Annotated in this window: 18 protein-coding genes; 16 read left to right on the forward strand and 2 right to left on the reverse strand. The window is 53.2% G+C overall.

What is annotated here, in order from left to right; translation table 11 throughout:
• The first annotated feature begins 57 nt into the window (after positions 1 to 57).
• The 6 genes from ccoG to HNQ92_RS04450 all read left to right on the forward strand — a co-directional run bounded on the left by ccoG (position 58) and on the right by HNQ92_RS04450 (position 6960).
• Entirely contained in the window at positions 58 to 1473 is a 1416-nt protein-coding gene (ccoG, locus tag HNQ92_RS04425) for a cytochrome c oxidase accessory protein CcoG (protein WP_184171466.1), read from the forward strand.
• A gap of 57 nt (positions 1474 to 1530) precedes the next feature.
• Positions 1531 to 1977 (forward strand): FixH family protein, encoded by a 447-nt coding sequence (locus HNQ92_RS04430; RefSeq protein ID WP_184171469.1) that lies wholly within the window; start codon positions 1531 to 1533, stop codon positions 1975 to 1977.
• Between the two features lie 6 nt (positions 1978 to 1983).
• Positions 1984 to 2703 (forward strand): sulfite exporter TauE/SafE family protein, encoded by a 720-nt coding sequence (locus HNQ92_RS04435; RefSeq protein ID WP_246439607.1) that lies wholly within the window; start codon positions 1984 to 1986, stop codon positions 2701 to 2703.
• A gap of 408 nt (positions 2704 to 3111) precedes the next feature.
• Positions 3112 to 4476, forward strand: coding sequence for an oxygen-independent coproporphyrinogen III oxidase (gene hemN, locus HNQ92_RS04440; protein WP_184171472.1), 1365 nt, complete (start codon positions 3112 to 3114; stop codon positions 4474 to 4476).
• Between the two features lie 181 nt (positions 4477 to 4657).
• Positions 4658 to 5881 carry a PAS domain-containing sensor histidine kinase gene (locus HNQ92_RS04445; protein ID WP_246439608.1) on the forward strand — a complete coding sequence of 408 codons (1224 nt, stop codon included), beginning with the start codon at positions 4658 to 4660 and terminating at the stop codon, positions 5879 to 5881.
• Between the two features lie 14 nt (positions 5882 to 5895).
• Positions 5896 to 6960: a response regulator gene (locus HNQ92_RS04450; protein WP_184171478.1), complete on the forward strand. Its 1065-nt coding sequence runs from the start codon at positions 5896 to 5898 to the stop codon at positions 6958 to 6960.
• A 16-nt stretch (positions 6961 to 6976) separates the two neighbouring features.
• Here the strand turns inward: HNQ92_RS04450 and HNQ92_RS04455 are convergent, their stop codons facing one another.
• Positions 6977 to 7912 carry a 2-hydroxyacid dehydrogenase gene (locus tag HNQ92_RS04455; RefSeq protein ID WP_184171481.1) on the reverse strand — a complete coding sequence of 312 codons (936 nt, stop codon included), beginning with the start codon at positions 7910 to 7912 and terminating at the stop codon, positions 6977 to 6979.
• A 177-nt stretch (positions 7913 to 8089) separates the two neighbouring features.
• Here HNQ92_RS04455 and pdxA point away from each other — a divergent pair, with 177 nt between their 5' ends.
• Together pdxA and HNQ92_RS04465 are read left to right on the forward strand one after the other, a co-directional pair.
• Positions 8090 to 9196: a 4-hydroxythreonine-4-phosphate dehydrogenase PdxA gene (pdxA, locus tag HNQ92_RS04460; RefSeq protein WP_184171484.1), complete on the forward strand. Its 1107-nt coding sequence runs from the start codon at positions 8090 to 8092 to the stop codon at positions 9194 to 9196.
• A gap of 10 nt (positions 9197 to 9206) precedes the next feature.
• On the forward strand, positions 9207 to 10094 hold the full coding sequence (locus tag HNQ92_RS04465) for a YicC/YloC family endoribonuclease (RefSeq protein WP_184171487.1): 888 nt from the start codon (positions 9207 to 9209) through the stop codon (positions 10092 to 10094).
• A 21-nt stretch (positions 10095 to 10115) separates the two neighbouring features.
• Here the strand turns inward: HNQ92_RS04465 and HNQ92_RS04470 are convergent, their stop codons facing one another.
• Positions 10116 to 10436, reverse strand: coding sequence for an HPF/RaiA family ribosome-associated protein (locus HNQ92_RS04470; protein ID WP_184171491.1), 321 nt, complete (start codon positions 10434 to 10436; stop codon positions 10116 to 10118).
• A gap of 354 nt (positions 10437 to 10790) precedes the next feature.
• On the opposite strand from HNQ92_RS04470, the gene HNQ92_RS04475 reads away from it, so the two are divergent.
• From HNQ92_RS04475 to HNQ92_RS04515, 8 genes are all read left to right on the forward strand, one after another.
• The gene (locus HNQ92_RS04475) at positions 10791 to 11414 is read left to right on the forward strand and encodes a DNA-3-methyladenine glycosylase (protein WP_184171494.1); all 624 of its coding nucleotides are present in this window, start codon (positions 10791 to 10793) and stop codon (positions 11412 to 11414) included.
• A gap of 454 nt (positions 11415 to 11868) precedes the next feature.
• Positions 11869 to 13338: a tetratricopeptide repeat-containing sensor histidine kinase gene (locus HNQ92_RS04480; protein WP_184171497.1), complete on the forward strand. Its 1470-nt coding sequence runs from the start codon at positions 11869 to 11871 to the stop codon at positions 13336 to 13338.
• Positions 13339 to 13607: 269 nt separating this feature from the next.
• On the forward strand, positions 13608 to 14663 hold the full coding sequence (locus HNQ92_RS04485) for a saccharopine dehydrogenase family protein (protein ID WP_184171499.1): 1056 nt from the start codon (positions 13608 to 13610) through the stop codon (positions 14661 to 14663).
• 70 nt (positions 14664 to 14733) lie between these two features.
• Positions 14734 to 16260: an L-piperidine-6-carboxylate dehydrogenase gene (gene amaB / locus HNQ92_RS04490; RefSeq protein ID WP_184171501.1), complete on the forward strand. Its 1527-nt coding sequence runs from the start codon at positions 14734 to 14736 to the stop codon at positions 16258 to 16260.
• A gap of 84 nt (positions 16261 to 16344) precedes the next feature.
• Positions 16345 to 16629, forward strand: coding sequence for a PqqD family peptide modification chaperone (locus HNQ92_RS04495; protein WP_184171503.1), 285 nt, complete (start codon positions 16345 to 16347; stop codon positions 16627 to 16629).
• Positions 16630 to 16635: 6 nt separating this feature from the next.
• Complete coding sequence (locus HNQ92_RS04500; protein WP_184171505.1) at positions 16636 to 17085, forward strand: lasso peptide biosynthesis B2 protein; 450 nt, start codon at positions 16636 to 16638, stop codon at positions 17083 to 17085.
• 27 nt (positions 17086 to 17112) lie between these two features.
• Positions 17113 to 18177, forward strand: a complete 1065-nt coding sequence (locus HNQ92_RS04505; protein WP_184171507.1) for a hypothetical protein — start codon at positions 17113 to 17115, stop codon at positions 18175 to 18177.
• A gap of 1033 nt (positions 18178 to 19210) precedes the next feature.
• On the forward strand, positions 19211 to 22312 hold the full coding sequence (locus HNQ92_RS04515) for a hypothetical protein (RefSeq protein ID WP_184171511.1): 3102 nt from the start codon (positions 19211 to 19213) through the stop codon (positions 22310 to 22312).
• Positions 22313 to 22681 lie beyond the last annotated feature (369 nt).

A 22681-nucleotide genomic window follows, 5' to 3' on the forward strand; every position in this document is an offset into this window, starting at 1 on the left:
GCCACGAGGGTACTTTCTCGTGGCGCAGAAAGTCCATTTAAACCGGTTTCAGGAACCATGGAAACCTTGCCAACAACCCCATTCAAATACGAAGAATCCTTCCGCGACCATTTCAACGCCGTGCGCGAAGATGGAAAGCGGAACTGGTTCTACCCGCAGCGCCCGCAAGGTACCTGGCACACCCGCCGGGCCTGGTTTTCGGCGGCGCTGCTCACGGTACTTTTTGCGCTTCCTTTTCTCAAAATCAACGGGCAGCCGCTATTTCTGTTCAACGTCATTGAGCGAAAATTCATCATCTTCGGGCTCTTCATTGGCCCGCAAGACTACTGGCTCTTTGGCCTCACCATGCTGTCGTTCATGGTGTTCATCGTGCTGTTTACGACTATTTTTGGGCGCTTGTGGTGCGGCTGGGCGTGTCCGCAGACGGTTTTTATGGAAATGGTTTTCCGGAAAATCGAGTACGCCATCGAAGGTGACCGCCCGCAGCAAATAGCCCTTGATAAAGCGCCCTGGACTAGTAGTAAGGTACTTAAGAAAGCCAGCAAGTGGGCGGTTTTTCTGTTCATCTCTTTCTTGACGGCCAATTTGCTCATTGCCTACGGCATTGGGGTAGATGAGCTTAAGAAAATCATCACCGAGCCGCTGTCGGAGCACGTAACACTGTTTGGGTCTGTCGTTGGTTTTACGCTGATCTTCTACTTCAATTTTGCCTGGCTGCGCGACCAGGCCTGCACGGTAGTATGTCCCTACGGCCGCTTGCAGGGCGTACTCCTGGACCGCAACTCCGTGGTAGTAGCCTACGACTACCAACGCGGCGAGCCGCGGGAGAAAATCCGTAAAAACCAGGACCGCACCGCTGGCGACTGCATCAATTGCCACCAGTGCGTGGCCGTGTGCCCCACGGGCATCGACATCCGCAACGGTACCCAGATGGAGTGCGTGAGCTGCACGGCCTGCATCGACGCCTGCGACAACATCATGCACAAGGTAGGTTTTGAGCCGGGGCTGATCCGGTATACCTCCGAAAATGCCATCGTGAAAGGTACCTCCCGGCTTTTTACGGCCCGTACCTACGGCTACGTAGCCGTACTGACGCTACTGTGGGCGGTGCTGGGGTACCTGCTCGTGACTCGTACCGACACCGAGACCAACCTGCTGCGCGCCATGGGTACCCAGTACATCGAAAACCCCGACGGCACCGTGAGCAACCTGTATACGTTTAAGATTTTTAATAAAACCAACCGCACCATCCAGCCCACGCTCCGACTGGAGTCGCCCCAGGGTACTTTGCGGTTTGCGGGCGAGCCCGACCTGCACCTAGAAGCGGCGGGCATGAGCCAGGGGATGGTCTTCATTACCATTCCTAAAAGTGAGCTCCGTCACCGCAAAAACCAGATCGAGCTCTCGATGTACGAGGGAAGTACCCGGCTCGAAACATTTAAAACGAATTTCATTGCGCCGGAGGGCGAGTAGTCGGGGCTGGTAAAAAAGAAACAACCTTAGTTATTCAATAGTAAATCAAAGAAGATCATGAAATTAAATTGGGGAACCGGAATTGCGCTGTTGTACATCAGCTTTGTGGTAGGAATGCTTACCCTGGTGACGATGAGCACACGCCAGAAGATCGACCTCGTGGCTGATAATTACTACGAGCAGGAATTGGGCTTTCAGAAAAAAATAGATAAGCAGGAACGGGCCAACGCCCTGTCCGAAAAGCTGCGCTGGGAAGTCACGCAGGCGGGGATTTTGATCAAGTACCCCAGCGCGCTGCTGGCGCTGCCAATCACGGGAAACGTGAAGCTGTACTGTCCGTCCGACAACCGGAAAGATGCGCAGTTTGCAGTACAGCCCGACGCCTCCGGCGAGCAGCTGATCCCGGCTGCGAAGCTACAACCCGGCCGCTACCAGCTCCAGATCGACTGGCAGGCGGGCGACACTACCTACTGGAACGAAGGTACTCTGGGGCTTAGCAAATAAATAACCATGACTACCTGGCTCCCTTACCTGGCTTTTTCGATGGGCCTGCTGAGCAGCTTCCACTGCGTAGGCATGTGCGGGCCCATTGCGCTGGCGTTGCCCATTCACCGGGGTAGCCGGGCGCAGCAGGTACTTGGCCTGCTGGCCTACAATGGCGGCCGCGCCCTTACCTACGCGCTGCTGGGTAGTTTGTTCGGGCTGCTGGGAAGTTCGTTTTTGTGGATGGGGTACTTGCGGTACGTCACGCTGGCTGTGGGGGTACTTATGGTGGGCTACGTGCTGTGGCCCGCTTACCTGGAGCGGCACTTGCGCCCGCCCGGCTGGTGGCAACGGGCCGTGCAGCGCGTCAAAGGCCAGATGGCCCGGCTCCTGGGCCGTCGCCACGTAGGGGGTTGGGTACTGCTGGGTAGTCTGAACGGCCTGCTGCCCTGCGGTATGGTGTACATGGCCGTCATCAGCTCCGTAGCCACGGGCAGCGCCCTGAACGGCGGCCTCTTCATGTTCACCTTCGGGCTGGGTACTTTGCCCGCCATGATGGCCGTGGGGTACTTTAAGCAGTGGTTTACGCCCCCGCTCCGCACGCGGCTCCGTCGCCTCACGCCCTTTCTGCTGGCCCTGGCCGGTACCTGGATCGTGGCCCGCAGCCTGTTCATTCAGCCACCAGGTACCTTGCCGCACGCAGGTACCTCTACCGAAATCCCGGTTTGCCACGGCGCTGGGAAGTAGAGTAGTAGCAGTGGGCAGAGGGCATAGGGTACTTTTACTGTGAATTCAAAGGTACTTTGAGAAAAGTACCCCTAACAAGCTCCCTTTCTCCGCGGGAGAAAGGGCCGGGGATAGAGGCTTTTGAGGTACCTGCGGTCAAAGACCGCGAGACACGCCTTTGTAGTTTACAAACTACGAAGAACGCTGTGCTCCGTACCCATTGCCCCAAACCGTCTGACCCGCGCCCTCTGCTGCTAAAATCAAGTACCCCCGCACCATCTGCCCATTGCCCCATGCCCTCTGCTACAAAGTACCCCATCAGCCCAAAATCATGCTTGATCCTGACGGGCGTCATGTTTTCCGGCGGCGCGGTTCGCGTATTTTGAAGAATATTCAGAAACGACAAGAGCCTTTAAAAAACGCATGGCCATGGATCATCAACTCCTGCAAAAATACAACGTACCCGGTCCCCGGTATACCAGCTACCCTACGGTACCCTATTGGCAAAGTACCCCACCCACGCCCGAGCGCTGGTCCGAGTTGGTCCGGGATACATTCAGTATTACCAACCAGAACCAGGGCATCAGCCTGTACCTGCACATTCCGTTTTGCGAGAGCCTGTGTACCTACTGCGGCTGCAACACGCGCATCACCGTTAACCACAAGGTAGAGCGGCCGTACCTGGAAGCGCTGCTGAAAGAGTGGCAACTGTACCTGGCGGTGTTTGGCGACAAAAAACCCGTGATCCGGGAGCTACACATCGGCGGCGGCACGCCTACCTTCATGAGCCCGGAGCATTTGAAAGAACTCATCACGCGGCTGCTGGCGGGAGCAGAGGTACATCCGCAGGCCGAGTTCAGCTTTGAGGCGCACCCCGGCAATACCACCGACGCCCACCTGGAGGCCCTCTACGAGGTAGGTTTCCGGCGGGTGAGCATCGGGGTGCAGGATTTTAACCCGCTGGTACTTGAGATCATCAACCGCCACCAAACCTACGAGCAGGTAAAACACCTGACCGAAAAGGCGCGGGAGCTGGGCTATACGTCGGTGAACTACGATGTCGTGTACGGCCTGCCGCAGCAGAAGGTTTGCTCCATGACCAACACGATTTTTAAAGTGATCCAGCTCCGGCCCGACCGCATCGCGTTTTACAGCTACGCGCACGTACCTTGGATTAAACCCGGCCAGCGCCGCTTCACCGAAGCCGACCTGCCCGACTCCATGAAGAAGCTGGCCATCTACGAAACCTGTCGCGGCGCGCTGGAAATGGCGGGCTACGAGGACATTGGCATGGACCATTTTGCCCTCAAAACCGACGGCCTCTACCGGGCCTTCGCCGAAGGGCGCCTCCACCGCAACTTCATGGGCTATACCGACACCCAAACCGCCCTGCTCGTGGGGCTGGGTACCTCGGCCATCAGCGACGCCTGGTGGGGCTACGCCCAAAACGAGAAGAGCGTCGAGGCCTACTACAAACGGCTGGAGGCCAGTGAGCTACCCTTTTTCCGGGGGCATGTACATACCCGCGAAGACCTGATCTTGCGGCGGCATATTCAGCATTTGATGTGCCACTTCGAAACCCGCTGGACCGGCGCCAGCGACGTCAGCGAAGGCTTTTACGCGGGCCTGGAGCGCCTGGCCGAAATGGAGCAGGATGAGCTCGTGGAGTTGCAGCCTTACCACCTGCGCGTTACCGAAAAAGGCCGAAATTTTGTGCGGAACATCTGCATGGCTTTTGACGCCCGCCTCTGGAAGGAAGTACCCCAAACCAACCTCTTCAGCCAGATCATTTAAAAAAGCACAAAAACGTATAGGGCTATTTGATCGCTGTCGGGTTCGATGGTAAGAATAAAATATTTATTATAAATAATTGAATAGTAGAACGTTAAACGAAGCGTAGTTTAAAATAATTGGCTAATTGGAAATCGTCCCCTAACTTGGTATGTTAGATTTATATATTAAACATACAGAAGCAATGAAGCGGCATATTGAAATGCTCGATGCACTTTTCAAGCATGCCACGGAAGGTATCGTTGTGGTAGACGGTATGGGGTATATCGTGATGGTGAACCCCAAAGCCCGGCAGATGTTCGGCTACGCCGATGGAGAGCTAGTGGACGAAAAAATCGAGGTACTTGTTCCGAGGCGCCATACCAAGCAGCACGTGCAAAACCGGGTGGGCTACTCACACGGCCCCCACGCCCGGGGTATGGGTAGTGGTTTGGATCTGTTTGCCCGTCGGCGCGACGGCACCGAGTTTCCGGTAGAGGTCAGTTTGAGTCCATTCTCCACCAGCGAGGGCGACTTCGTGGTGAGTTTTGTTATTGATATAACCGAGCGTAAAAAGCAGGAGAACGCCATCTGGGAAGCCAACCTGGAGATCCAGAAGCTGAACTCCGAATTGGAAGAGCGCGTGACGCAGCGTACCCGCGAGCTGGCCGAAGCCCTCCAAAAACTGGAAACCTCGCAGGAAGAAGTGATGCGGGCCCTGGAAAAGGAGCGCGAACTCAACGACATGAAGAGCAAATTCGTGACCATTGCTTCGCACGAATTTCGTACCCCGCTGGCCACCATCCTGTCGTCGGCATCCCTGATTGGCAGGTACCCCCTGAGCGAGGACGAAGACAAACGCCAGAAACACGTGCACCGGATCAAGGCGGCCGTTACCAACCTCACGGAGATCCTGAACGACTTCCTCTCGATTGGTAAGCTGGAAGAAGGCCGGGTACAGTCCGTTCAGGTGCGGTTTGATTTAATGGCTTTTTGTCATGAATTGATCGAAGGCCTGCGAGGCTTGTGCAAGGAAGGGCAGTGGATTGAGTACAAGCACGAGGGCCCGACGGAGCTCTGGCTTGACAAGCAGCTCCTCCGCAACGTGCTCATCAACCTGCTATCCAATGCCATCAAGTACTCCGAGCCGGGAAGGGTGATTCGCCTGCATTCCCGCACCGACGTAGCAACGGTGTATTTTGAGATTGAAGACCGGGGTATCGGCATTCCGGAAAAAGATCAACCTTACGTATTTGACCGGTTCTTCAGAGCCCATAACGCCGGCAATGCGCAGGGTACCGGGCTAGGCCTGAATATTGTTAAAAAGTACATTGACCTGCTCGGCGGAGAGGTTACTTTCAAGAGTATCGCCGGTAAGGGTACTACATTTTATGTACAGCTTCCCCATCACCGGCACGAGCTGGTTTAATCAACGCCCTGAGCATGCATACCAAAAGAATATTACTGATTGAAGATAATCCGGAAATGCGGGACAATACGGCCGAAATTCTGGAACTGGCCCACTTTGAAGTCATCACCGCCGAGAACGGAAAAGAGGGCGTGAAACTGGCCAAACAAACCCAGCCGGACCTCATCATTTGCGACATCATGATGCCCGAGCTGGATGGCTACGGGGTACTTCACATGCTTAGCAAAGACGACAAAACGGCACCCATTCCTTTTATATTTCTGACGGCCAAAGCCGAAAAAAATGATTACCGCAAAGGCATGACCATGGGTGCCGACGACTACCTCACGAAGCCCTACGACGACGTAGAGCTGCTGAGCGCGGTAGAGATGCGGATTCAGAAAAGCGAGCGGATCAAAGCCGAATTTCGCCGCACTGCCGAGGGCCTCGACCAGTTCATTGAGGAAGCGCGCTCGTTTGATTCGCTCAGCAAGCTGGCCGAAGACAAAAAAGTGAAGCACTTCCGCAAGAAGGATACCGTATATACCGAAGGCAGCTACCCGACGGGGATTTTCTTTTTGCAAAAAGGAAAAGTAAAAGCCTACAAAGCCAACGAGTTTGGCAAGGAGTACATCACCGACTTGTACAAAGAGGGCGATTTTTTTGGCTACGTAGATTTATTGCAGGGCGTAGCCTACCAGGAAACCGCCGTGGCCCTCGAAGAAGCCGAAGTATCCGTTATTCCCAAAGATGATTTTTTTAGCCTGCTGCAAGGCAGCCGGGAGGTAGCTTCCAAGTTTATCAAGATTCTATCCAACGAAATCATGGAGCGCGAAGAGCGGCTGCTGCAGCTGGCCTACAACTCCGTGCGGAAGCGCGTGGCCGAGGCGCTGGTGATGCTCGTAAACCGCTACCAGGAAGATAAAAACAAACCGTTCTCGATGGCCATCACGCGCGAGGACATTGCCTCGCTGGTAGGTACCGCCACCGAAACGGTGATCCGCACGCTATCCGATTTCCGGGAAGAAAAGCTCGTGGAGATGAAGGGTAGTTTGATCACGATCCTGAACTACGACAAGCTGGTGCGGATGCGGAACTGAACAAATATAAAGTACCTCAGCCGGATTGTTCCCACGCCCGGATTTGCCGCACCAGCACTTCGTTGATGCGCTCGTAGCTTTCGTGGGTCCAGCCCGCCACGTGGGGTGTAAGTACCACGCGGTCAGAGGCGCGCAGGTAGTCGAAGGTACTTTGCTGGGCGGGCGTGAGCCGGTCCAGCTTTTCGTTTTCCAGCACATCCAGGCAGACGCCCCGGAGCTTGCCACTTTCCAGCCCGTGCACCACGGCTTCCAGGCTTACTACCTCTCCCCGAGACACATTGATCAAATAAAAAGGCTTTGCAAAACGCGCGATGAAGGCCGCGTCGATGAGCGAGCGGGTAGCCTCGGTGAGTGGTACGTGCAGGCTCAGGATGTCGGCCTCAGCCATGATCTGTTCCAGGGTACTTTCCTGGGCGTAGGCATCGCCGTAGTGGTCGCGGTACTTGTCGTAAGCCAGTACCCGGCAGCCAAAGCCGCTCAGTCGGCGGGCGGTTGCGCTGCCGTTGTTGCCGTAGCCTACCAGGCCTACGGTCTTGTCCATGAGCTCGGTACCCCGGTTTCCTTCCCGGTCCCAGGTACCTTGACGTACCTGCCGGTCGGCCTTTAGAATATTCGCCATCAGGCCCAGCAGCATCCCAACCGCCTGCTCGGCCACGGCGTCGCGGTTGCCCTCCCCGGCGTGAAAAAGCTGAATATGCCGGCCTTGTACAGCTTCCAGGTCAATGAGGTCCAGTCCCGCCCCCGCTCGGGCAATGAAGCGCAAACGTGCAGCCTGCGCCAACATTTCCCGGTCGACGCGGGTTTTACTTCGAATGATTAATCCCTCGAACTGGGGCAAAGCACTGAGGATATCTTCGCGTCGGAAATGAGGGTGGTAGGCGTAGGACCAACTGTTCTCTTCCAGCCGGGCAAAAAGAGAAGGATGCATCTCGTCAGCGATCAGTATTTTCATGCGAGCGGTGAATTTTCGTAACTTGCCCTTTAATTAAAAGACAAAAGTAAAAAGAAATAGCTAGCTGGGCCTTTTTAATGCCGGGGAAGATGTACGGAAGTGCCGCTCCAGGTACCTTGAAAAACCTTCTTTGGGCAGGCCCCGTGCCACGTAAAACCTACTTTTATTTGTACATGCATGAGTGAGGAACAAATAGAAAAACCCCTGATCGGGATAAGCCTGGGCGATTACAACGGAATAGGCCCGGAAGTAATTTTAAAAGCCCTGGAAGGAAATAAATTAGCTAGTTTTTGTACGCCCATTGTGTACGGGTCGCTGCGGGTACTTAACCGGTACAAACACATGCTGAATATGAAAGAGTGGACGTTGCAGGGGATTCAGCGGCCCGAGCAAGCCAGCGGAAAACACAGCAATGTCATTACCTGCTGGAACGACAGCCAAACCGAAGTGGAACCCGGCAAAATAACGCCCGAAGCCGGCCAAGCGGCTTTGGCCTGCCTGAGCCGGGCCGTCAGTGACCTGAAAGACGGAAAGATCCACGCCCTGGTGACGGCCCCCATCAATAAAGATAATATTCAGAGCGAAGAATTTAAATTTCCCGGGCATACCGAGTACCTGGCCCACGCTTTTGGGGCCAAAGAAGCGCTCATGTTCATGGTCGCGGGCGACTTCCGGGTGGGGGTACTTACCGGGCATATCCCGCTGGACAAAGTACGGTCGCAGCTGACGCCGCCGCGCCTCACCGAGAAGATCAACCAAATGCTTACCTCGCTGCGGAAAGACTTCGGGATTCAGAAACCGCGCCTGGCGGTGCTGGGCCTTAACCCGCACGCGGGCGAAAACGGTCTGCTGGGTCGGGAGGAGCAAGACATCATTGAGCCCGTGCTCGCGGACTTCCGGCAGCGGGGCCAGCTGGTATTCGGGCCTTTTCCGGCCGACGGCTTCTTTGCGGCCCGTACCTACCGCAGCTACGACGCGGTGCTGGCCATGTACCACGACCAGGGCCTGATTCCCTTCAAGACCATCGCTTTCAACGAGGGCGTCAACTTCACGGCGGGCCTCAAGGCGGTACGTACCTCACCCGACCACGGCACGGCTTACGACATCGCCGGGCAGGACAAAGCCGAGCCCGGCTCGATGCTACAGGCTATCTACCTGGCCAGTGACGTATCCCGCTACCGCCGGGAGATGGCCGTGATTGAAAAAAACGCCTTAACCAGCAAACCGCAACCCTCCGAAAACCAGCACCCGGCAGGTAAGCAACACCAACGCAATAAATCCTAAAAACAACCCCATGCTCAAATCCATGACCGGCTACGGAGTAGCTACCGTCGAAGCCGACACCTTTACCATTACCATCGAAATTAAAACGCTCAATTCGAAATTTCTTGATATTTACTGCCGCATCCCTAAGAATTTTTCGGAGCGGGAAATCGAGGTTCGGAATAGACTTACGCAGGTACTGGAGCGGGGCAAAGTGGAGTTTACGATGACTTACCAGCAGACGGGCGAAGCCGCCGGAGCCTCGGCAGTGAACCGTCCTCTTATCAAAGCGTACTTCAACGATCTGCGGCAAACGGCCGAAGAGCTGGCTTTTGAGCCCGATCCTACCGAACTGCTGCGGATTGCCCTCCAACTACCCAACGCCTACAGTACCGAAGTAGCCAAAGAAGAACGCCGAAGCCACGATTGGACGGTCATTAAGCAGGCCTTGGAAGAATCTTTGCTGAAGTGTGATCTGTTCCGCCAGCAGGAAGGAAAGCTCACCGCCGATAAGCTTCAGGAGTACATCACGACCATCCGGACGCTCCTGGAGCAGGTCGTAGCGCAGGATTTGCACCGCATTCCGGCCGTGCGCGAGCGCTTGGAGAAGCAGGTACGTGACCTGCTCTCGGACGATAACTTCGACCCTAATCGCTTCGAGCAGGAGCTGATCTACTACATCGAAAAGTACGATATTTCGGAAGAAAAAGTACGGCTTAACAACCACCTGGACTATTTCCTGGAAACCCTCCATGCTTCCGACAGCAACGGCAAAAAGCTAAACTTTATTTCGCAGGAAATTGGCCGCGAGATAAACACCATCGGCTCCAAGGCCAACGATGCGAGCATTCAGCGGCTGGTGGTGCAAATGAAAGACGAACTGGAAAAGATCAAAGAACAGACAATGAATGTAATCTAAGGCGCTTCAGCGCCTTAGATCTTAGTTGTTGCGGTGTTGTTTCTGAAGCTGACGAATGAGCTGCTCCGTAGCATTCTTGAGAAGTACCGCCCATTCGTCCCCTTTTTCGGACGCAAAAGGGTCATTTCCCGGAATGCCCAGTTTGATATTCAGGGATTTTTCGTTGACGGGATGATTGGTCTCCTGCTTAAGGTAGAAGTCGGCGTAGATGATATCGCCTTTATAAAAACGCCGAATACGGGCGATGGAATCTTCGATGCGTTGCAGAAAACCTTCGTCTAGTTCTAGGTCAACGGCTTGTATATCAAGCCGAATGCCTTCAATATTCATATTATAATTCATACAATTGCTGATTTAAGTAGTTGCTTAAATAAATTTATCCTAATAGAAAAGCGTACGCTCTATTTTTACACCAAGAGCCCGGGCACCTACTTTTTACTCCCTAAGATAACCGTCAGGAAGAGGCTATTGTTTTCTGCCACTTGCTTGAACCTAAATAGGTTAGTTCTTTAGTGAAGCCTGGTGAAGGAATTTCATAGGATTTTTTTTGAAAGGAAGGGTAGGGACCAGGCGGGTACTTCTTTTCAAGCGTACCAGGGAACATTTACCCCAAGGTGAAGAAGAACATCCATTGCGTTTGGGCTATCCTGGTAAAGTACCTTCCGGCCAAGCTTGGTGGAGGTACCTTTTTTATATATGGCTATTCAATCAAAACGCCCGGACACCTTTTATCAGCAGCACGATACGCTGACGCTCGCCCAAAAACTGCTAGGCAGTGAGCTGGTACACGATAGCCCCGAAGGCCGCACGGCGGGTATCATCGTGGAAACGGAGGCCTACCTGTGGGGCGACCCGGCCTGCCATGCCTACCGCCGCCAAACTACCCGCAACGCCGCGATGTTTGGCCCGCCGGGTACCTTGTACGTGTACCTGATCTACGGAATGTACCATTGTGTCAATGTAGTGAGCGGCGCTATAGGCATAGGAGAAGCGGTGCTGATCCGGGCGCTCGAGCCTACCGAAGGCCTGGATCTGATGCGGGCACGGCGGCAGGAAAGGTACCTGGTGGCGGGCACCAAAAGCAAGCCACTTTCCGATAAAGAGCTCTGTAGCGGGCCGGCAAAGCTGGTGCAAGCCATGGGCATACGGTTGGCCGAGCATAACTTTTCCTCCCTCACGCAGGGGCCTCTCTTTGTTTCCTCTCCCTTCTCCGCTGCTGCTGCTGAGATCGTGACGACTACCCGCATTGGCATCACGCAGGGAGCGGATCTACCGTATCGTTTTTACGTGAAAAATAATCCCTTTGTGAGTAAACGTTAAGTAACGGGGTCTTTTTTGATGTAAGAATTGCTATACTAACTAAATACTGCAAGGAAAGGGAATGAAAGCTATACGCACGGTGCCCGTTTGTCGAAAAATCCCTAACTTTCATGCTCAAATGGGTACCTGAATGAAAAATAGTCCTCCGTCGATACGTATTTGTGTAGGGATACTTTTTTTCCTTTCCTTCTCGTCAGTAGCGCAGGAAACGGGCGTTTACGCAACCATACAAGTACTTGAAAAGCAGACTCCTTCTTTTGCTCGGGATACACAGCTCATTCAGCAATACTATGAGGCGGCCTTACTAAATCGATTTGAAAATTTACAGCATGTAAGTAATTATGCTCAGGAGGCGCTGAAACTGTCTGAAAAGTGGAAGTGGGAGAAAGGGATCGTGCTGGCTTACGATGCGTTGGGTTACTATCACTTGACAAATGGCGATTTTGACATCCTTTTGGATCTAGCTAATGCCAATACGGCTTTGGCCGAGAATCTGGAAATGCCCATCTATACAGCTAATGCGCAACGATTTAAGGCGGAGATTTATTCCGAATACCAGATATGGGATTCAGCTAGTGTGAATTTCAACCGTGCCCTGAAAGTGTATCAAGCCCAAGCAAATGATAGCTTGGTGGCGATATGCTACGAAAACATGGGCAATATGTACCGTCAGAAAAAGGAACCCGCCGAAGCGATGCGTTACTACCGCATGGCCTACGGGCTATTTGATACCTTAAAGTCCGATTGGGGTAAGGCCACCGTCATCAAAAGCGAAGGGTACCTCTATATAGTCGAAAAGCTATTTGCCAAAGCCAAGGAGCCGCTATATCATTCGTTGAGGCTATTTAATAAAATTAAAAACCGATACGGCCAGCTCGACGCCCTGAACGACATTGCTAACATGTACTACCTGACCAAAGAGTATGACAAGGCCATTGAGGTAGGAGAGCAGGCTTTGCACCTCACGGAGTTTTACCATTCTAACAAGCACATGACCTGGGCCCTGACTACCCTGTATCGCTCCCACAAAATCCTGGGGAATATCCCCGAGGCGTTGCGGTACCTGGAGCAGGTCTCCTTTAATAGAATGCATACCCAGGTTGAGGACTTCAAGCGGCGCTTCTTGTTTTATCAACTTGTTTACGAGAACCAGCGTAAAGACGCCACCATCAAGCAGAGTATTATCGACAAGCAGGAAACGACCCAACAGTTTCTGTACGGTTTTTCGGCATTGGGGCTTTTTTTGGTGGGAATCCTGTGGCGAAACAACCGGGTACTTCGGCAAAAAAATGCGGACATCAGCAAGGCGCTCGTAGACGGCCAAACCCTGGAAAGAAAACGCGTAGCGGCCGAGCTCCACGATAACCTGGGAGGTACCTTGGGTACTATTATGTGGTACCTGCGGGGGCTGGACAAAAAAGCACTCTCGACCGAGGAGCAGGAAATCTACGAAGACGTACAGAGTATGATTAATGGCGCTTACGAGGAGATTCGGGCGCTGTCCCATAACCTGCTCCCGCAGGAGCTTGAGAAGGAAGGCCTCGTGCAGGCACTCGAGCGGCTCGTGCACAAGCTCAACGAAAGTAATAACATTCGGTTTGAGCTAAAAGTAAATGGTTTAAAGGATAGGCTGGGCCGCAAAACGGAATTTGAGCTCTACAGCATGACGCTGGAGCTCACCAACAATATATTCAAACATTCGTCAGCTTCCTACGCGGTGGTGTCACTGGTAGAAACTGAGAGCCAAATCATGCTGACCATCACCGACGACGGGCAGGGGATAAAAACGAACGACATGAAAGGGGTGGGCCTGCGCAATGTCAGGAATCGAGTCGAAAGCCTGAACGGAACGCTTTCCCTGGCCAATGAATCGGGCATAGGTACCCACGTGGGTATCCAGATTCCTAAAAAGCAGAAGGGCTAAGGTACCCGAGCGGCGTTTTGGAGACTGGGCCGGATTTGGTATATTTGTCAGCGAAGGTACCTTCGCCGGGCGGTATTTCAGCTTCTTAGTTGCAACCTGTACTAGTTCTATTTGAATCCTTCCATCAACATACAGTTGGCGCGTTTCGCCTACCTTCGCAGCATGTGCTCTCACGTGCCGGGTAGGCACTGACTTTTCGGGCCCGCTTCACCGCGCGGGTTCTGTCGTTTTCTTTTTTCCTTCCATTTCATTTTATCAGCCCAAATAGTATGGATAAAATCCTGGTTATTGGTATGGGCAAGGTAGGCTCTTTAGTAGGTACCTTGCTTAGCAAGCAGTTTGACGTAACGGGTTTCGACAAAGCCCAGCCCGCTACGGCCTTAGCGTTCCCGACGCTTCGGGGAGACGTGAGCGATACGGATTCGCTGTTAGAAACGCTGAAGAACTTCGACGCCGTCGTATCCTGTATGCCTTATAATTTAAACCTACCCATTGCCCGGGCCGCCTACCAGCTGGGAATTCACTACTTCGACCTCACCGAAGATGTGCCTACCACAACGGCCATTCGGGAAATGGCCCAAGATAGTCAGGGTGTAATGGCACCCCAGTGCGGCCTGGCACCGGGTTTCATCGGCATCGTAGGTTCCGACCTCGCCAAGCGTTTCAGCAAGCTGCGCGACATCGAGCTGCGCGTGGGCGCTCTGCCCAGGTACCCTAACGGGCTCATGGGGTACTCCTTTACCTGGTCGCCGGCGGGGGTCGTGAACGAATACATCAACGACGCCGAGGTGATTCATAACGGCGTACGGAAGATGGTACCTTCCCTGGATGGCATCGAGGTCATCAACATTGAGGGGCAGGAGTTCGAGGCCTTTAGTACCTCCGGCGGGCTGGGAACCATGTGTGAAACGTACGAAGGGCAGGTGGACACCATGAACTACAAGACGATCAGGTACCCCGGCCACTGCAAGCTGATGCGGTTCATGCTGTACGAATTGATCCTGAAAGACAAACGCGAGCTCATTGAACAAATACTTACCGAAGCCAAGCCGCCCGTGCAGCAAGATGTGGTGTACGTGTATGCCGTGGTGGAAGGTTGGAAAGGCCAGCAGCTGGAGCGGGAGGAGTTTTACCGGGCCTACCACCCCATCACCATCGACGGGCAGCACTGGCGGGCCATTTCCTGGACTACCGCGGCTTCCATTGCGGCGGTGGTAGAAATGGTGGCCGCGGGTACCCTGCCCCAGCGGGGCTTTCTGAAGCAGGAGGATATTCCGCTGCAGTACTTCCTCGAAACCCAGAATGGCAGCTATTTTAAAGATTGAACCGGGCGAGTACTTCTGCAACAAAATACGTTGCCGATAACTTGAACCCACAAATATGAAGTAAGCAAGTATGGAAGCTATTCTTAAAAAACTCAATATTCAGTCCCAGAGCCCCGGCCTAAGTACCGGGCAGCAGAGCTGGGAGGGCCGCGGACCGCTCCTGGAATCGTACTCTCCCGTGGACGGCCAGCGCATTGCCTCGGTCCACGAAGCGAGCCGGGAGGATTACGACCGTGTCATTCAGAAAGCCCAGGAAGCCTACCAGGCCTGGCGACAGGTACCTGCGCCCAAACGGGGAGAAATAGTACGCCAAATGGGCGAGCGCTTCCGGGCTTACAAAACCGAGCTGGGTACTTTGGTGAGCTACGAAATGGGCAAAAGCTTGCAGGAAGGCCTGGGCGAAGTACAGGAGATCATTGACATCTGTGACTTTGCCGTGGGGCTGTCGCGGCAGCTGTACGGGCTCACGATGCACAGCGAGCGGCCCAGCCACCGCATGTACGAGCAGTGGCATCCGCTGGGGGTAGTTGGCATTATCTCAGCCTTCAATTTTCCCGTGGCCGTTTGGTCCTGGAACGCCATGCTCGCCTGGGTATGCGGGGACGTGTGCGTGTGGAAACCCTCCGAAAAAACACCGCTGACGGCCCTGGCCTGCCAGCAGGTCATTCGGGAGGTACTTGAAAGCAACGAAGTACCCGAAGGCGTATCCTGCCTCATAACGGGCGGACGCTCGGTGGGAGAATGGCTGGCCAACGATGTACGCGTGCCGCTGGTATCGGCCACGGGAAGTACCCGCATGGGCAAGGCCGTGGCCGAAGCCGTGGGCCGTCGGCTCGGGCGGAGCCTGCTCGAGCTGGGGGGAAACAATGCCATCATCGTGGCACCCTCGGCCGACCTCGAGGTGGCTATTCCGGCCATTGTGTTTGGGGCGGTAGGTACCGCCGGGCAGCGCTGTACCTCCACGCGGCGGCTGATTGTACACGCGAGCATCTACGACGAGGTAAAAGAGCGCTTGTCCAAAGCCTACGGCCAGTTGCGCATTGGCGACCCGCTGGATGAGCACCAGCACGTGGGCCCCTTGATTGATACTACGGCGGTGGAAAGCTACCAGGCCACGGTGGCGGAAATTGAGCAATCAGGAGGGTACTTTGTGGTAGCCCCCAGGGTACTTGACGGGCCAGGCTACGAGTCAGGCTGCTACGTGGCTCCCTGCATAGCGGAGGTAGCGCCTACTGCCGCCATTGTGCAGCACGAAACCTTTGCGCCCATCCTGTACCTGATCCGGTACGAGACCCTCGAAGAGGCCATAGCCATCCAAAACGGCGTTCCGCAGGGACTTTCATCGGCCATTTTTACCCTGAACGTCCGGGAGTCGGAGTTGTTCCTGTCACAGGTTGGCTCCGACTGTGGCATCGCCAACGTCAACATAGGTACCTCAGGGGCGGAGATTGGCGGCGCCTTTGGCGGCGAAAAAGAAACCGGCGGGGGGCGCGAGTCGGGCTCGGATGCCTGGAAAGTCTACATGCGTCGCCAAACCAACACCATTAACTACGGTACGGCGCTGCCGCTGGCGCAGGGGATTAAGTTTGAGGTGTAGTATTTATGTAAGAATCAATATCTTTGCCAATAGGTACCTGATACCTATTGGCTTTTTTATATATCCAACTTTTTATCTTGTAGTATGAGTCTTCCTCATGACAAAAAATTCCGGCTGTCTACCCAACAGATCGCCTCAACGGTGGCCGGGGAAGTAGTGATTCTAAATCACGAAAAAGGCGTCTACTACGGCCTCGACGAGGTAGGTGCTGCGGTATGGGATGCCCTGGAAGCCGAGCCCCAAACCGTAGCCGAGCTCTGTAACCTCATCATGCAAGAGTACGAGGTAGATACCGACACCTGCCAGCAGGACATCGAAGCTCTACTGCAGGATTTGCTGAAAGAAGGGCTCCTTGAGCTGGCCAACTGATGAAAAATGGGAAAACTACGGACGTACTGGAGTCAATGGCGAGCGTTGTCCGCTTCCCGGCGTAGGCAGTTTCTGAAAGCCTCGGTCTGTCTGATTAGCATCAAGCTGGCACTTCATCTCTTTTCTTTTTCGGTATTCAAGCGGCTGTTTGGGCTCGCCGTGAAGCAAGTACCTTCCCGGTCTGACGTGGCGGCCGGGTACCTTGACGACACCGTGTGGGCAGTACGGTCGGCGGCCTATCACCTGCCGCTGTCGCTGATGTGCTTGCCGCAGGCGTTGGCCGTCAAGTACCTCCTGCGCGGGTTGCCGGGCCTGTCGCTCCACATTGGGGTACAGCAAAACGCTACCGATGGCTTTGCCGCCCACGCCTGGATAGAAAGTAGTACGTCCGGAAGCATCATCATTGGCGATTGGCCCCAAACCGTATCCTATCGCCCCCTATGGGTGTGGGTGTGAGAATAGAACCGTACAAAATATCAACCCATGCCCCAGTTATATACCAAACTACCCTCCCTGTATCATAGGCTTCTGCCAGAGCTGGCCCAGCGGGAAGTACCTGCCGAAACCTTTGCTACCTGCGACAACTGCGTCCTTTGCCAAAAGGAAGGCAGCCCCTACCTCGGCACCAAATGCTGCACCTACTACCCCGAGCTCCCCAACTACCTGATTGGCGGAATCTTGCAAGACGAACGCCCCGAAATGCAGGAGGGCAAGCGCCGCCTACGCGCCATCATAGCCTCCCGGCTGGGAGTTACCCCGTACGGGCTTGTTCATCCGTTTCAATATGCTTTGCTCGATAAAACCATCCGTAATAGTCGGCAAAACCAGTACGATTGGACCCGAGAAGAGGTGGCTACCTTGCGCTGTCCCTTCTACAACCAGGGCTGGTGTACCGTGTGGGACTACCGCGAGCACTGCTGCTCCACGCATTTCTGTACCTCCGTAGGGGGCGAAGCCGGCCAGAAGTTCTGGAATGCCCTCGACGAGCACCTGCTTAGCATTGAGCAGAGCTTGTCGCGCCACGCGCTGCTGGAGCTGTCGTTTCCCGTCGAGCAGCTACAAAGCCAACGGGTTGCTTCGGATAAACTCAACCTGGACAATGCCATCGGACAGGTAAATGAGCCTACTTATAGCCAGCTGTGGGGTACCTGGGCCGGGCGAGAGGAAGAGCTGTACCAGATGGCGTACCAATGCATCAGTACCTTGAGCCAGCAAGAAGTGATGCGTACTTTGGGCGTGCAGGGTGAGCTCCAGTACAAGCAGTTAGCCCATTGGCAGCGGGCCTTTCTGCAACCCGAAATCCCCGAGCATTTAAGCCTTAATAAAGAACTGAAGGTAGAACCCCTTCCTACGGGCGAGGTCGAGCTCAAGACCTCTGCGGGGAGTTTTAAAGTACCGGGGCTCGTGTACCGCATGCTGCTAAAACTGGATACAAATTATACCGTGGATTCCCTCGAAGAGTCACTGGCCCCCTTTGGTTTTCATTTTAAGCAAGAGTATCTCCATACTCTTTTCTTCATGAAGGTAGTTGTACCGGCTGAGGCGTAACGTCCAGGTCTTTGCATGCCATCAGAAAAAAAGTGCCCAAAAGGTTACTCGTATAGCCAAGTACCGTTAGGCGTTTTTTTGTCTAACAGGTTTTCTGGCGGACAGCTTCTTTAGGACGTCGATTTTACCTGCCAGCACCTCTTCAAACAAAGTTTTTAAAGCTAAATCTTGCCAATTATTTACTTTTTTTTGGGATTTAGTAAACGGTAAGAAGCCTTTTTTCTTAATCTGAAAAATAGAAATATTTATTTGGTTCACAGGCCCCTATTTTTAGAATATTTATATTTCCAGGAGGGCCCATCCAGAAAGTATAGATGTTTGATAAGGCACTGATAGAGAACAACTTATTGGGTAAAAAACGGAACGGTTTTTTGATAGCGTCCCTTTAATAAGTAGAAAAAGCGCAGCTCTGGTGTTAGAAGAAACTAATTGTACTTATTTGAGTAAAGATGGTATTTTATACTATCATATATCCCTACAAGATGGGTAGTCAGGCAGGAAAGGCAACACAACGTTCATTTGCATTATTAAAACGTTCATTTGCATTATTAAATTGCATCCGCTATAATTGAATGCAAATTGAGTAGAAGTAAATCAGTGAACTTGTAAATTACATAGCGTAGGGGAGACATTTAGTGGTGTAGGAAAGATGTGGTAAGCAAGGTAGCTGGGTGCGGTTGCTCAAAGAGTAAAACAATTGAGTATTATAGTATCAACGTTACAAAACATCTTTATGAAGAACTCTACACTGCTAAAGTGTCCATCTAGGGTATATACCCTCTGGACTTTCCTCACACTGCTCCTTGCTACTTCTTTCTCCGGAGCCTCTTTTGCCCAAACGGTTACTCCTTGCTATAGGCCCATTATCGGGGCAGGCGTACAGGCACGCGTTATTCAAAACGGTGTAGTTGATGTAAATTCGAGCGCCTTTTCTCCTCTAAGTAATATATCCGATGGCAATGCCAGCAACTACGCTACCAACCAGACTGTTCTGGGTGTAGTAGACCAAGTGGGGGTCTCGGTGCTCAGTAGTATGACCTACCCGGCAGGCTGGCGGGCTGGTTTTGTGGTAGAAGTTACGGGGGGCTTACTCAGTGCGGGCGTACTTGATGCTATCTCCATCCAAACGCTTAATAACGGGACGGTCGTAGATACCAAGACTAGCGGGACGGGCCTGGGCGTAACGCTGCTGGGCGCGGGTGCTTCTGGTAAACTTTACCTGAATTTTGCCAGCAGCGGCGCTTTTAACGAAGTACGTTTCCTACTTACCAGTGCCGTAGCACTCAATTTGGCCGCTAATTCGCTCCGGGTCTACCACGCCATGGCGTTTGATCCTAACTGCGGCTACGAAGATTCGAACAATATCTGCGAAGATCAGATTGCGGGGCCGGGTACGGTAGTGAACTACAATGCCGGTTTGTTGAACGTACTGGGTAGTTTGACAAATCGTGACAACATTATCAATGGTAATAAAAATAGTTCTGCGCAGCTGACGCTTCCCGCAGGTACTAGCTTGTTAAGTACTCCCATCTACGTGGGCGTTACGGATTTGTACCACGTGTATCCTTCGGGGAACAAAGCCGGATTCGTGATCCGGGCTAATTCCGCCCTGCTCTCGGCTACGGTACTTAATAATGTTAAGATTCAGACTTATTTGTTTGGCGATTTGGTAGGTGAAGCTACTTTCGATAATGGAAATGGGCTCCTTAGCCTGAATGCTTTATCTTTTGGTGCTAACGACCGGAAAAAGTTAGAGTTTACCTCACCGGGTAAATTCAACGAAGTACGGATTGTCTTTGGTAGCGGCATTGATGTCAATACGGCTGCAGTGGACATATACTATGCGTACGAAAGCGGGCCTGATTGCGGCGATTGCCGTAGCTACTTTACTGATGCTAGTCCAACTCCTGCTGGAGCTATTGCAGGCTCAATTATATCCACCAATAACTATCCAGGGTGTACGCCAGTTGTTCTTGTAAATGCGTGTAATTGGACGGGCGCCTTTGGGCTACTTAGTGGGTTAACCAATGGCGTAACAAATGGATCTAATGTACTAACTCCTTCCCAAAGCGATTTTGCCAGAGTTACGGTGAATGTGGGCGCTTTAGGGGCAGGGGCCAGACTCACAGTAGCTTCATCGAGCCTTCAGCCTGCTAATTCATTTGCTGGTTTTGAAATAGCCCGAGATAATAATGGTCTACTGGGCTTACTGGACGTGAGTGCTCTGGGAGGAATCACTGTGCGTGCCTTCAATGGCACTACCGAAGTAGGTGCTATTTCCGGTGCTGCACTTTTAAATGTAGGCTTACTAACAGGCACGGGAGGAAGGACTGTCATTGGTTTCCGCCCCTCGGCTCAATATAATCGTTTAGTTTTTGAAGTTAACTCAGGGTTGGTTTCGGCCGATATAGAGTACCGTGTATATAACGCTTTTGTGATTCTGGATGATGATGGAGATGGTGTTCCTAACTGTATCGATCAGTGCCCTACTGGTGACGACTCCATTGACTCTGACGGTGATGGTATCCCCGACTGTAACGATGCGTGCAACGGTTCCAATAACAAGTCGGCCCTGATTGATACCGACGGCGACGGCCTCTTCAACAACTGCGATACCGATAGCGACAACGACGGCATCCCCGATAGCGTAGAAGATACCAACGGCAACGGCGACCCGAACGACGACGACGCCGATGGGGATGGCATACCCAACTACCTGGATCTGGATAGCGACAACGACGGTATTCTGGATCTGTACGAGTCGGGCCTGACGCCGGAGCAAATCCAAGCGAATGATCCCGATGGCAACGGAGTACTGAATGGACAGAATCCGGTGGCTGTAACCACTCCGCGTGATACCGACGGGGATGGCGTACCCGACTACCTGGATCTGGATAGTGACAATGACGGTATTCTGGATCTGTACGAAAGTGGTATCACGGGCTACGTCGATGCCAACAACGACGGGGTAGTAGATGGCCCTGACGCCGATAACGACGGTATCCAGGATAGCGTCGACAACGACGATGCCACCTTCGGCTCACCGGGCGCTCCCAAACCACGCGATACCGATGGCGATAATGTACCTGACTACCGCGACCTCGATAGCGACAATGACGGTATCAACGATATTATAGAAAGCGGAATTCCGGGCTTAATCGATGCCAACAACGACGGTATCGTGGACGGCCCCGATGCCGACGGAGACGGTATCCAGGATAGCGCCGACAACGACGACGGAGTCTTTGGCTCGCCGGGTAGCACGCTGCCGGTAGATACCGACAACGATAACGTACCTGACTACCGCGACCTCGATAGCGACAACGACTCCATCAGTGACCTGGTAGAAAGTGGCCAGACGGGCTACCTTGATGCCGATGATGATGGCGTTGTGGATGGCCCTGATACCGACGGTGATGGTATCCAGGATAGCGTGGATGGCAGCCCTACCTTTGGCGATGCTGGTACTACGGATCCGCGCGATACAGATAATGACGGTACACCGGATTACCGCGACCTCGATAGTGACGGTGACAATACCTTCGACATTGACGAGAATGGCTACGGCGACCTGGATGGTAATAACGACGGTACGATCGACAACCCCGAAGATCCAGACGGAGACGGTATTGCTAACAACGACGGCCTCGACTTCAAACCCGATGACTTTGGTGGACTGGGCGAAGGACCACGTGCATTACCTGATCTTATTGCATCGCTTCTGGCTAACGGATCGACATTGGATCAGAACCAAGAACGTGATGTGGTCATCACGATCATCAACCAAGGTGCTGGTGCAACCACGGCCCCGGTTACGTTCGAGATACCAAAGATCAACCCGACATTTAGCATCTCGATCGATCCTAATGCTATTACAGCCGACGTATTGGGGGGCACTGCTGTTGCAAACAGTGAATGGACGTTCGTTGAACAAGGTTCACGATATCTAGTAACCTTGAATGAGCCTAACAGTATTCAGCCGGGCGCAAATAAACGCCTCGTCATAAGGATTACGGCCACGGGTACCAAAACTTCTACCGCTACGCTCACAGTGCAAGTGTTCGAAGGAACGGGCGGCGGCGAAACCCCGGTCACTAATAATATTGGAACGTACAAAATAGGCATCAACCAATAATTAGCAACATACTATGAAAAAAGTATTTTTAAGTTTGATTTCACTGGCTCTGCTAGTAAGTACATACTCGAGCGTTATGGCGCAGGATCCTTCGATCAATGCGCTACAGGTAGCGCCAGATCCGATCCTGCAATACGAAACGGGTACTATTACGGTGAACTTTTCGGTAGGAGGCAGCGGGGCCATACCGGCAGGAAATATTATCCTGCAAGTTTCGACTCCCAACTCGTATCTACCAGACCCCGCAGATGGGCCCCTTATAACCGGTACCGCGGCGGGCTTATTTACGTGGGTATACGATGCGCCCAATCGCACTTTAAATGGCACGAATAATGTAATACTAAATCCGGGTGATGGGGGTCTGGTTGA

Source organism: Rhabdobacter roseus (assembly GCF_014202275.1).
Classification (GTDB): Bacteria; Bacteroidota; Bacteroidia; order Cytophagales; family Spirosomataceae; genus Rhabdobacter; species Rhabdobacter roseus.